Source organism: Kitasatospora sp. NPDC029312 (assembly GCF_055569215.1).
The window spans coordinates 90,822-101,606 of the sequence record NZ_JBVHXY010000022.1 but is presented as its reverse complement, the minus strand read 5'-3'; the positions used below and the strand labels follow the sequence as shown (position 1 = coordinate 101,606).

Sequence of the window (10,785 nt, the reverse complement as noted above, 5' to 3'; positions counted from 1 at the left end):
CCCTCTCTCTCCTCTGCTCTGGTGGGCGCTCCTGGGGATGTGGTGGCGGGGTGCGACGTCGCCCCTTTTCCCCCCCCCCCCCCCCGCGGTCGCGGTCGCGGTCGTGGCCTGCGCTGCGTGCTGCGCGGGCCCGCTGCCGGCCGTGCTCGCGACGCTCGTACGGTAAACGCTGTCAGCCCCGCTGGCCGGACCGGGCGTGCCTGCCCTACACCGCCGTCGCGTCCCCGACCGGCGTCGGCTGGGCGCTCGGGACGGCGTGCTCGGGTTGCGCCGGCGGCGCGGCCTGGAGGTGCTGGGCGGCCTCGGCAGCGATGTAGGAGGCGGTGAAGGTGAACGCGCGAGGGGATGGTCCGTGCGCCCGCAGGTCCGCCAGCCGCTCCAGGGCTTCGTCGACGGTCGGGAGGTGGCCGGCGGGGACCCACCAGAGCACCAGGTGCGCCTCGACGTGCCGCTCGAACCATTCGCGGCGCCGTTGCATCGCCTCCAGGTGCCCGCTGCGGTAGGTGAAGTCCCACAGTGCCTCTGGGGTCTGCCACACCGACAGCGTGATGATGACGTTCTCGCCCGCCGGGCGCAGGCCGGTGGCGTCGGCCTCGCCCTCCTCCACGAGTCGCCACACGAAGCCGGGCGCGCCGTCGGCGGCGGCGTTGACCGGGTCGAGCATCTCGACGAAGGGCGCCGTGCGCGGGTCGTCCAGGGGGTGGCGGAGTTTGGCGACGTTGAGGTGGGCGAGGTGGGCGGTATGCGTGGATGCGGTCATGGCCCTCATCCCAGCACGGCCCCCATTTCTATGTCAATCGTTGTTGTTTTTAGATTTCTCGACCACCACGCAGCACTGCCCCGGCCGGGCGTCCATGCGGGCGCGAACCGGACCGTCCGTGCCGAGCAGCCCTTGCAACAGCGCGAGGTTCATGCCGCAGACCAGCGGCGGGAAGCGCTCCGCGACGGCGTGGAAGGGGCAGTTGCGCATCCGGACGACGGGCTCGGCGGCCCCGGACGCTCCCTCGGGGCCATCGGGGCCTTCGAGGTCTTCGGCGCCCTCCAGGTGCGGTTCGTAGCCGCGGGCGGCCAGCATCTCCATGGCCTCTTCGAGACCGCCGCAGGGCGCCGCCGGGCCGCGCGAGGCCTCACCCCGGCGGCGCGCGGCCGCGCAGAGCCCCGCATCCAGCCCGGCCTCCTCGGCGGCCTCGGCGAGCAGCTCCGCGACGGTGCGGTAGTCGCGGGCGGGCAGCGACACCGCGCGCTCGGCCCGCGCCCGCGTGTACACCTTGGCGGGGCGCCCCGCCCCCGGCCCCGACCGCCCCGTCAGGCGCCGGCTGCCGCTCTCCAGCAGCCCGACCTCGGTCAGCCTGTCCAGGTGATGCGCGGCGAGCGTGCGCGCCACCCCGACCGCCTCGGCGGCCTCGTTGCGGCCGACCTCGCGGCCCTGCGCCGCCACGTACTCGTACAGGCGCCGCCGTACCGGATCCTGCAGTGCCGCGATCGCGTCGATGTCCTTCACCCGGCCATTCTAGGAACAACACGGGTCGGAGATAGAAGCGCGGGACGCGGTCCCGCACCGGGGTGCCTCATGCCCGCGGCCGCCTGACCACGTACTACCCGAACCGGAACTCTTGACCGCCGCTCAGCCGCGCCTCGCCAGCCGGGGTGGCGTCGGTGTCAGTGGCCGCCCGTTGCGTGGGCGAAGGGTCCGTCCAGGGCTGCCCATTGCAGGAGCAGGATGGTCTTGCCGTCGGTGATGCGTCCGTCGCGGGTCATGGTGAGGGCCTCGGCGAAGGGCAGTTCGAGGACTTCGATGTCTTCGCCGTCCTCCTCGAGTCCGCCGCCGGTCCCGGTCCGGTCGGCCGGGGTGTAAGGGGCGGCGAAGAAATGGAGGCGCTCGGTGACGGAGCCGGGGCTCATGTAGGCGTCGAGGACGTGGGTGGGCGGGCCGAGGGTGACGCCGAGTTCCTCGGCGCTCTCGCGCCGGATGGCGGTCGGCGGGTCGTCGGCGTCGAGCAGCCCGGCGGCCGCTTCGACGAGCATGCCGTCGGGGTGGTCGTTGACGTAGGCCGGGTAGCGGAACTGACGGGTGAGCAGGACGTAGCCGCGTTCGGTGTCGTGGGGCAGGACGACGGCGCCGTTGCCGCGGTCGTAGGTCTCGCGCTGCTGGGTTTCCCAGCGTCCGTCGCGGTGGCGGTAGTCGAAGGCGGTGCGGCCGCGGTGGTCGGGGGTGTCGATGCCGGGGCGGCTCGTCACGCGCTCTCCTGCGGGGTGCGGCGGGGAATCTCGGCCACGTCGTGGTAGACGGGCAGGCCGCGGCGGCGGGCGGTGGCGACGTCCTGGTCGGCTCCAGCGGAGTCGCCGGGCAGGCGCAGGACGGCGTCGCAGTGGGCGAGGAGGCGGTCGGCGGTCGGGTAGAGCACCTGGTCGGCGAGGGGGTCGGTGGGGCAGGCGCCGGCTGAGTGCAGGACGGGCAGGGCGATCCATTCCCCGATCACGGGGAGGTGGCCGGCGGCGAAGACGGGCCAGGCGGCTGCTTCGAGTCGGGCGAGGTTGGCGGCCATGGCCTGCGGATCGCCGTCGGTGCCGGAGCGGTAGGGCCCGGCGATCAGGATGAGCATGGGCTTGTCGGTCATGGGGCGCTACGATACATGCAGAAACGTGCAAGAACAGGAGAGAGTGCGAATGCTGGCCGCTGAACGCCGTGACCACCTACTGGGCCTGCTCGCCCATGAAGGCAAGATCGTCGCCAAGGACGTCGCCGCCGAGCTGGGGATCTCCGAGGACAGCGTGCGGCGCGACCTGCGCGATCTGGCGGCCGAGGGACTGTGCCAGCGGGTCTACGGCGGGGCGTTGCCTGTCTCCCCGGCCGTGGCGGACTACGCCGCCCGGCAGGCCGTGGCCCCCGACGGCAAGCGGAAGGTCGCCTCGGTGGCCGCCGGTCTGGTGCGGCCGGGCGGCGCGCTGATCCTCGACGGCGGCACCACCGCCCTGGCTGTCGCCCATGCGCTCCCGCAGGATCTGGCCTGCACCGTGATCACGCACAGTCCGACGATCGCCGCCGCCCTGCTCGACCACCCGCAGGTCGAGCTCTTCCTGCTCGGCGGCCGCATCTTCAAGCACTCCGCGGTCGCCTGCGGCGCGGCCGCGGTCGAGGCCGCACAGAACGTCTCCGCCGACCTGTGCCTCATCGGCGTCACCGGCGTGCACCCCGACGCGGGCCTGACCACCGGCGACGCCGAGGAGGCCGCGATGAAGCGCGCCCTGGCCGCACGGGCCGCGGAGACCTACATCCTCGCCTCGTCCGAGAAGATCGGCACCGCTTCGCGGTTCCGCGTCCTGCCCTGGCAGAAGATCAGCGGACTGATCACCGACGCCGACCCGCGCGACGCCACCGTCAAGCAGCTCACAGCGCTCGGCGTGAAGGTCCTGGCAACCGACTGACACGGATCGCGACGCCGAGCTCGCGGCACAGCCGTTCGCCGGCGCCTCCGCCGAGCCCGACGGCAACGGCCCGTAGCCACTCCTTCAACCCGGCGCCGGACGCAGGTGGTGCTCGCTGAGCCCCCCGCAGACGCCCGACACGCAGCACCGCGCACACCCGCACCCGGATCGGCCCGGTCTCCGTGCCGCTGCCCGTCACAGCCGGCCGGCAGTGACCTTCGGGGGGAGCTGTTCGTTGGTGGAGAAGTACGTACCGCTATGGAAGGGATCGAATTGTGCGCCGGTATCGATGGGCCACCACGGGTATGGTCGCTTTCTCCCTTGCCACTGTTGCCGCCGTCGTGACGGCCCCTGCCGCCCAGGCCAAGCCCGGCGTGGACATCCTGGAGCCCAACTTCGGACACACCTGCAAGCAGGCGGCCCGGCCTCTGGCCGCCGTCGACAGCACCAGCCACGCAGCCGGTGTGCTGGGAGGCTCCCTCCTCCAGGCGCCTCTGCAGGCCATCCCGGAGCTCTGCGGCTATTGGTGATCGCGTCTGCGCCTACACCTTCAAGGAACTGGGGGCGGATGAGTCGGGGAGCTCATCTCAGGACCGAACTCGTCTGAAAACAAAGCAATTCGGCATTACTGACCTTTGAAGCGTGACGTGCCTTCCGCGCCGCCAGGTCCTGGCCGAACGCGACAGGAGCGAGAGCGCCGCCCGGGCCCTGGCTCCCGCGGCTGAGGCTCCGGGCGGCCGGGCCGCACGGCGTGCCCCGTTGCGGCCGCGCGTCAGGCTTTCTCCCGGAGCGAGTGCAGCAGCAGCGACAGGCCGAACTCGAACCGCTCGTCGAAGGCGGCGTCCTGGAGGTGGGCCGCGACCCGGCTGAGCGCGGGGTAGCCGCCGGGGGCCAGCGCGTCGGCGAGTGAGTGCTCGCCGCCCTGTTCGGCCATCGCCTGCTCTTCCTGGGTGAGGCCGAGGACCAGGTACTGGATGGCCCAGAACGCCCAGGCCGCCTGCTGCTCGCCCAGCCCACCGCCGAGCAGAGCGGCGATCACGGCCTCGGCGAAGCCGAGCGTCGCGGGTTCGGCGGCGTACGTCCCGGCGACGATGGCCGCCCCGTCCCGGTGGGCCAGCAGGCCGCGCCGGTAGCGGCGGGCCAGCTCGCGCACCCGTTCCTCCCAGGCTTCGGGCAACCCTTCCAGCGAGATCTCGCCGACGATCGCCTCGGCCATCAGCTCCAGCAGGCGCGCCTTGGTCTTGGCGTGCCAGAGCACGGTGTTCATTCGCACGCCGAGCCGCTCGGCGGTGCCGCGGATCGACACCGCGTCCGCACCCTTCTCGTCCAGCAGCTCCAGGGCGGCCCGCACCACGGCGGCCGGGTCCAGCGGGGTCCGAGCGGAAGTCGGGGCTTGATTCTTGGTCACCGACCAAGTCTACTGGGGCCAAGCAATTGGTCACTGACCAAGGAGGAGACATGGAACAGGTCGTCATCGCCGGAGCCGGTCCAGTCGGGCTCTGGCTCGCCGCCGAACTGCGGCTGTACGGGGTGGAGGTCACGGTGCTGGAGCGCAGCGCCGAACCCGACCCGCACTCGCGGGCCAACACCATCCACCCGCGCACCCTGGAACTGCTCGCCTGCCGCGGAGTCGTCGAACCGTTCCTCGCCGACGGGGTGCGGATCCCCAGCGGACATTTCGCCGGGCTCTCCAACCGGATGGACTTCAGCGGGCTGGACACGCCGTTCCCCTTCACCCTCGGCCTCCCGCAGGCCCGCACCGAGGAACTGCTCGCGCGGCACGCCCGCTCGGCCGGCGTGCGCCTGCTGCGCGGCCACCGGGTGACCGGCCTGACCCAGGACGCCGACGCGGTGACGGTGCTGATCGACGGCCCGAACGGTCCCCAACAGCTGCGCGCCGCCTACGTGGTGGGCTGCGACGGCACCCGCAGCACGGTGCGCACCGCGGCGGGCATCGAGTTCCCCGGCACCGATGCGACCGTCTGGGCCTGGATGGCGGACGTCGTCCTCGACGACGCACCGGAGCGGCACTCCGTCTCCAACGAGCACGGCGCGGTGATGGTCTTCCGACTTCCCGATGGGGTGCACCGGGTGGTCGGCAACGACGCCCGGACCGTCCGGACCCGCAGCGGCCCCCCGACCTTCGAGGAACTGTCCGCCCGGGTGCGGCGGATCGCCGGCACCGACTTCGGAATGCGCGAGCCCAGCTGGATCTCGACCTTCGGCAATGCCACCCGCCAGGCCGGCACCTACCGCAAGGGGCGGGTGCTGCTGGCCGGTGACGCAGCGCACATGCACTTCCCGGCCGGCGGCCCCGGCCTCAACGTGGGGCTCCAGGACGCCGGCAACCTCGGCTGGAAGCTCGCCCAGACGCTGGCCGGCACCGCCCCCGCCGGACTGCTCGACAGCTACCACTCCGAACGCCACCCGGTCGGCGTCGAACTGCTGCGCAGCACCCGGGCGCAGACCGCGCTGATGACCGGCTACACCCCGGAGATACTGGCGCTGCGCTCACTGCTCAGCGAACTCATCGGCGCCGTCGGCGAGTTCTCCGCCGAGCTGGCCGTGCGGGCGGCCGGCCTCGCGGTCCGCTACCCGGCCGAGGGCGGCGACGCCGTCCACCCGCTGATCGGTTCCCGGGTGCCGGACCTGGCGCTGGCCGGCCTCGGTAGCCTCTTCCCACTGATGCGCCGTGGCCGCTATGTCCTGCTCGACCTGACCGGCCGGCCCGGTGCCGCACTCGCCCCGCTCGCCCACGACATCCAGCCGGGCCTGGACGTGCACAGCGCGCCGCTCGCCGACCCGCGAAACGACCGGGCCGACTGGTCCGACGTCAGCGCGGCACTGGTCCGCCCCGACGGCCATCTGGCCTGGGTGAGCCGGGAGTCCAACCCGCCGGCGCTGCTCGTTGCCGCCCGGCAGGCAGTGTCGGCAACCGTGTCCAGGGTGCCGACACCAAGCTGACCCGGCCGTCCGGCGATCGAACCGGGGCTCGACGTCCGACCTCGCGCATGCACGGCGCAGGTACACCCCGGTGACCGGCGCCTCTTCCCGTAGGGCGGATCAGCCCCGCCCGGACGAGGGATCAGCCGGCCACCCGGCAGTCGCAGCCGGTCGCCGTCAGCCCGGGTCGAGGGCGTTCGGCAGGCCCCGGCGGTAGCGGACCTCGTCCTGCTGCTGGAGGGGGGCCAGTTCCGGCGGCTGGTACAGCGGCCACACCGTGCAGCGCGGGGCCGGAGAACCGTCGGCGTCGAGCAGGGCGTTGACTGCCCGGCGGGCGGACTCGTTGGCGCCCTCCATGGTGGCCAGGTCGATGTCGGTGGCGACGTAGTCACCGGCCAGGAAGAGGTTGGGCACGGCGGTCGCGGCGGACGGACGGTTGTACAGCGTGCCCGCCGGGTGGATGAGCAACTGCTCGCGGTTGGCCGGATCCGGGCCGCCGAGGCCGGTGACGGCCGGGTCGATGAACCAGGTGACCAGGTCCGCGTCGTCCAGGACGCGCCGGCCGCCGCCGTTGAGGGAGTCCTTGAGCTGGGCCCAGGTCTCGCGCACCACCTCCTCGCGGGAGCACTTGAGCGCGGGCCTGCCGTAGACGATCCCCGGGGCGTCCCACTGCGAGACGATCGCCGAGAGGCAGTCGGCCACCCGCCCGTCGCCGTAGTCCCGGCGGAAGTCCCGGTCGGGCCAGAACTGGGCCTGGCCGATGCAGGTGACGGCCCAGGGCGAATCGACCAGGTCGACGTGGCCGTGCACGATCGGGGTGCGACGGCGCAGGTAGAACTGCACGCCGACCATCCAGTCGGTCCGGAGCCGGTCGCAGCGCGCGAGTTGCGGGTCGGCGGCGCGCAGTCCGGGCCCCCAGGTGGCGCGGGCGTGTTCGACCGGCATGGCGCTGACGTAGTGGTCGGCCAGAACGGGGGCGTCCACGCCCCGCAGCCGCACCCCGGTGATCCGGCCGTCCCCGTACAGCAACTCCTCGACCTCGGCGCCGAGTTCGAACCGCACGCCGAGGGAGCGCAGCCGGGCCTCCCACGGGCCGATCCAGGCCTCGCTGGTCGGGGCGTTGAGGACGCGGTCCGGCTCGCCGTCGTTGCCCCGGCCCAGGACGTTGTAGACGAACGCCTGGAGGACCCGGGCGACGGTGCGGGTGCTGGCCTCCTCGGCCTTGGTCGCGACGACGTTGCGGGTGATGCCGACGCCGAGCAGCCGCTGGTAGTCGTACGACATCTCGCCGGCCCGGATGAACCGCCACCACGGGACGCGCTCCCACTGCTCACGACGGCGCAGTTCGCAGCTGGTGAAGTGGACCAGCACCCGGTTGGCGAAGTACGCCACCTCGGCGGCCGGCAGGTGCAGGGCGGTGTCCAGCAGCCCCGTCAGCGTCTGGAGCAGTGCGTCGGGCAGCAGCTCACCGAGCAGCGGGGGCGCGGTCACGGTACGGAACGGCAGCCGCAGCGCCGGCCGTCCGCCGGCGCGGGGGAACAACTCCTCGGTCGCGTTCACCAGGTTGTCGTGGACGGTGCGGCCCACCGGACCGGCGGGCAGCGGGATCCGGCGCAGGGTGTCGGGCAGGTTCCGGTAGAAGCCGGGGAAGAAGCGGAAGCCGTGTTCGCCGGGCAGCGGCCGCCGCCCGCCCCGGGCTGTGCCGGGCACGTCCATACTGCGAGCCTTGCCGCCCAGCACTCCGTTGCGCTCGTAGACCGTCACCCGGTAACCGCGCTCGGCCAGTTCCTGCGCCGCGCTCAGACCTGCGACCCCGCCGCCGAGCACGGCGACCCGCCGCCCCGGCCGCCCGCCGAGCCGTCCCGCCGCCCGCGCCGGCCCGGCGGCGGTCAGCCCGAAGCCGGTGGCCGCCCCGGCCGCCGTGGTGAGCAGGGCGCGCCGGGTGTGTGTGGCTGCTGTGATCGTCCGCATGCTCCCTCAACGAGCCTGCGCGAGCGGTGGGTACGGCCGGGGCCGCCGTCCGGGTGCTGACGCGTCCGGGCCGCCCCGCCCGCCCGCTGAACCCCAGGTGCCTGAACGCCGCGTGACGGTGGTCGGGCCGCGGGAGCCAGGGCGCCCGGATGGTGGGCCCGCCGATGGGCGAGCAGCTGCCCCGGGGCTGCTGTCGCCGGGTGAGCACCCGCTGCCCCGGGGCAGGATCCGGGGCAGCGGCGTTCGGGGCAGCGGCGTTGAGATACGCCTGCGGGCCGCTTCCACGTGATCCGGATAGGCTGGTCGAAGGAGCCCCCGGGCCCGTCCGACGCCCTGCGGCGGACCGGTGCGGGAGGCGCGGCAGGTGCGGAGGTGCGTGGTGCCGAAGCGTGGCGGGCTGCGACGGGGTAGCCGGCGCGGAGCGGGCGTCGCTCCGGCGCACGGCGGCTGACAGGGCCGCGACGTGGGCTCCGCGGACACCGAGGTCGACGTGGTGGTGACCGTGCCCGACCACGGCATCGGCCTGTGGATGGTCGGCGCGTTCGTGCTCACCTTCGTGGGTACCCGGGTGATCACCCGGCTGATCCGGGCCGGCCGCGGCCCCTTCCGCGACGTCCAGGTCGGCGGCACCCACGTGCACCACGAGGTGTACGGGATTCTCGCGATGCTGGTGGCCGGCGCGATGGAGTTCGCCTACCGCCCGGACACCCCAGGCGTGCAGATCCTGGCCGCGCTGTTCGGCGCCGGCGCCGCCCTCACCCTGGACGAGTACGCGCTGTGGCTGCACCTGGAGGACGTCTACTGGACCCGAGAGGGGCGCAAGTCCGTCGACGTGGCCTTCCTGGCGGGGGCGGTCGGCCTGCTGCTGGTCGCCGGGTTCAACCCGTTCTCCGACGCCGGCCAGGGGCCCACCGCCCACCTGGCCTTCGTGGTACTGCTGCTGGTCGACGTGGTGTTGGCCGTCGGAGCGATCCTCAAGGGCAAGACGGCGGCCGGGGTGATCGGCCTGCTGGTGCCTCTCGTCGCGCTGATCGCCTGCCTGCGCCTGGCCGAGCCCGACTCGCCGTGGGCCCGCTGGCGCTACCCGCCGGGCTCCCGCCGGGCCGAGCGCGCGCTGCGCCGCTACCCGCCCGGCCGGCGGAGCCGGATGGACGCCCTGAAGGACTTCATCGGGGGCGTGCCGCGGTCGTGACGGCGGCGGGGACTGCGGCGCCCGGCTCGTGACGGCCTGGCGGGGCGCGGGCGGAGGGCGGGGCAGGGCGCGGGCGGGCGCCGGGTCAGGCCAGGAAGCGGTGCAGGGAATCCGCCATGGCCCGGACGAAGCCCTCGCGGGTCTCCTCGGGGACCAGGTCCAGCGAGAGGTAGGGGTTGAGGTCCTCCAGCTCGACCAGCAGCAGACGCCCATCCGGGGCCCGGCAGGCGTCCACTCGCTGGATGCCGTGGTCGAGGGTGTTCCACGCGAGGAAGCGCCGGGCGAACGCGAGGTCGGCCTCACTCGGCTCGTACGGCTCCAGCACCCAGCGCGCGGCCGGGTCGGGGGCGTGGAGGGCGTACTGGAAGGCGTCGTCGACGAAGACGAACGAGACCTCGTACCGGAAGTCGATCCGCGGCTGGACGAGCACCCCGCCCCACACCAGGCCGGCCAGCTCCGCGCGGGTGACGAAGCGCAGGCCTATGCTGTCGGCGCCCTCCTCGGGCTTGACCGCGTAGTGGTCGACGGCGGGCAGCCGATCGAGGTCCTGCGGCCGGTCGACGGTGGGGATGACCGGGTATCCGGCCTCGGTGAGGTCCAGCAGGTACCGCTTGCCGGCCATGTCCCCGCGCCCGGTCAGCGGGTTGTAGACCCGTACGCCCTCGGCCAGGGCCCGGTCGCGGAAACGCGCGTACGCCTCGCGGTAGTGCAGCACCGGCCCGCTGTTGCGCACCACGACCCCGTCGAAGCGGGCCATCAGGGCGGCGGCGTCGAGCGGGTGGCATAGGGCCACGTCGAACCACTCCCGCAGCCGGGAGGTGAGGAAGACGTCCTCGTCGCCGTAGCGCCGCCCGCGGGCCGGGTAGGCCAGGTCGGTCACGTACAGCAGGCTGGGCCGCTCGGGCACGGGCGCGCTCCCTCGGTCGGTGGTGGGGGAGCGAATCTACCGTTCGGCCGGGAGGCGGCGTGCGACGGCCGACGGCCGCGGTGCGCGGACGGGCGCGGCGCCGCACGGCGCGGGGGACGGTGCGGACCGGGGCGGGAGCGTCCAGTCCGGGTGGCGCTCTACGACTGAACGCGGTCCCGCGGCGGTCGGGGTGCGCGGTGAACGGTGGCGAGGGCACCGCGGCCGGCTGGAGAGCCGGGCACCGCGGTGCGCCGCGTCCAAGCTGATCGCACGGACCGCGCGGTGAGGGGCATGGAGCAGGGGATCGGGGTAGCCGGTGGTCGTGGGCGGGGCGGCACCGCTGACG

At 73.6% G+C, this 10,785-nt stretch carries 11 protein-coding genes; 4 read left to right on the top strand and 7 right to left on the bottom strand.

Features of this window, described 5'->3' with window-relative positions; genetic code table 11:
* Positions 1-205: 205 nt before the first annotated feature.
* The 4 genes from ACZ4WV_RS19810 to ACZ4WV_RS19795 all read right to left on the bottom strand — a co-directional run bounded on the left by ACZ4WV_RS19810 (position 206) and on the right by ACZ4WV_RS19795 (position 2,618).
* On the bottom strand, positions 206-760 hold the full coding sequence (locus ACZ4WV_RS19810; protein WP_465748348.1) for a DUF3291 domain-containing protein: 555 nt from the start codon (positions 758-760) through the stop codon (positions 206-208).
* Between the two features lie 33 nt (positions 761-793).
* The gene (locus ACZ4WV_RS19805; RefSeq protein ID WP_465748346.1) at positions 794-1,501 is read right to left on the bottom strand and encodes a helix-turn-helix transcriptional regulator; all 708 of its coding nucleotides are present in this window, start codon (positions 1,499-1,501) and stop codon (positions 794-796) included.
* Between the two features lie 158 nt (positions 1,502-1,659).
* Positions 1,660-2,238 (bottom strand): NUDIX domain-containing protein, encoded by a 579-nt coding sequence (locus tag ACZ4WV_RS19800; protein ID WP_465748344.1) that lies wholly within the window; start codon positions 2,236-2,238, stop codon positions 1,660-1,662.
* Entirely contained in the window at positions 2,235-2,618 is a 384-nt protein-coding gene (locus ACZ4WV_RS19795; RefSeq protein WP_465748342.1) for a DUF4406 domain-containing protein, read from the bottom strand. The genes ACZ4WV_RS19800 and ACZ4WV_RS19795 overlap by 4 nt, the downstream gene beginning before the upstream one ends.
* Before the next feature lie 49 nt (positions 2,619-2,667).
* Between ACZ4WV_RS19795 and ACZ4WV_RS19790 the strand changes: the two genes are divergently transcribed.
* The gene (locus ACZ4WV_RS19790; protein WP_465748340.1) at positions 2,668-3,426 is read left to right on the top strand and encodes a DeoR/GlpR family DNA-binding transcription regulator; all 759 of its coding nucleotides are present in this window, start codon (positions 2,668-2,670) and stop codon (positions 3,424-3,426) included.
* Positions 3,427-3,767: 341 nt separating this feature from the next.
* Positions 3,768-3,956 carry a hypothetical protein gene (locus ACZ4WV_RS19785; protein WP_465748338.1) on the top strand — a complete coding sequence of 63 codons (189 nt, stop codon included), beginning with the start codon at positions 3,768-3,770 and terminating at the stop codon, positions 3,954-3,956.
* A gap of 242 nt (positions 3,957-4,198) precedes the next feature.
* On the opposite strand, the gene ACZ4WV_RS19780 is transcribed toward ACZ4WV_RS19785, so the two are convergent.
* On the bottom strand, positions 4,199-4,834 hold the full coding sequence (locus tag ACZ4WV_RS19780; RefSeq protein ID WP_465748336.1) for a TetR/AcrR family transcriptional regulator C-terminal domain-containing protein: 636 nt from the start codon (positions 4,832-4,834) through the stop codon (positions 4,199-4,201).
* Positions 4,835-4,884: 50 nt separating this feature from the next.
* Here ACZ4WV_RS19780 and ACZ4WV_RS19775 point away from each other — a divergent pair, with 50 nt between their 5' ends.
* The gene (locus tag ACZ4WV_RS19775) at positions 4,885-6,390 is read left to right on the top strand and encodes an FAD-dependent monooxygenase (protein WP_465748334.1); all 1,506 of its coding nucleotides are present in this window, start codon (positions 4,885-4,887) and stop codon (positions 6,388-6,390) included.
* Positions 6,391-6,546: 156 nt separating this feature from the next.
* On the opposite strand, the gene ACZ4WV_RS19770 is transcribed toward ACZ4WV_RS19775, so the two are convergent.
* On the bottom strand, positions 6,547-8,340 hold the full coding sequence (locus tag ACZ4WV_RS19770; RefSeq protein WP_465748332.1) for a hydroxysqualene dehydroxylase: 1,794 nt from the start codon (positions 8,338-8,340) through the stop codon (positions 6,547-6,549).
* A 463-nt stretch (positions 8,341-8,803) separates the two neighbouring features.
* Here ACZ4WV_RS19770 and ACZ4WV_RS19765 point away from each other — a divergent pair, with 463 nt between their 5' ends.
* A complete protein-coding gene (locus ACZ4WV_RS19765) occupies positions 8,804-9,532 on the top strand; it encodes a hypothetical protein (protein ID WP_465748330.1) in 729 nt (242 codons plus the stop codon).
* Positions 9,533-9,617: 85 nt separating this feature from the next.
* Here ACZ4WV_RS19765 and ACZ4WV_RS19760 read toward each other — a convergent pair whose 3' ends face one another.
* A complete protein-coding gene (locus tag ACZ4WV_RS19760; RefSeq protein WP_465748328.1) occupies positions 9,618-10,439 on the bottom strand; it encodes an ATP-grasp domain-containing protein in 822 nt (273 codons plus the stop codon).
* Positions 10,440-10,785 lie beyond the last annotated feature (346 nt).

What these genes read in the sequence shown, in the direction of transcription:
- ACZ4WV_RS19810 (WP_465748348.1), bottom strand. Translation starts at nt 760, where the DNA reads ATGACCGCATCCACGCATACCGCCCACCTCGCCCACCTCAACGTCGCC.
- ACZ4WV_RS19790 (WP_465748340.1), top strand. Translation starts at nt 2,668, where the DNA reads ATGCTGGCCGCTGAACGCCGTGACCACCTACTGGGCCTGCTCGCCCAT.
- ACZ4WV_RS19795 (WP_465748342.1), bottom strand. Translation starts at nt 2,618, where the DNA reads ATGACCGACAAGCCCATGCTCATCCTGATCGCCGGGCCCTACCGCTCC.
- ACZ4WV_RS19775 (WP_465748334.1), top strand. Translation starts at nt 4,885, where the DNA reads ATGGAACAGGTCGTCATCGCCGGAGCCGGTCCAGTCGGGCTCTGGCTC.
- ACZ4WV_RS19770 (WP_465748332.1), bottom strand. Translation starts at nt 8,340, where the DNA reads ATGCGGACGATCACAGCAGCCACACACACCCGGCGCGCCCTGCTCACC.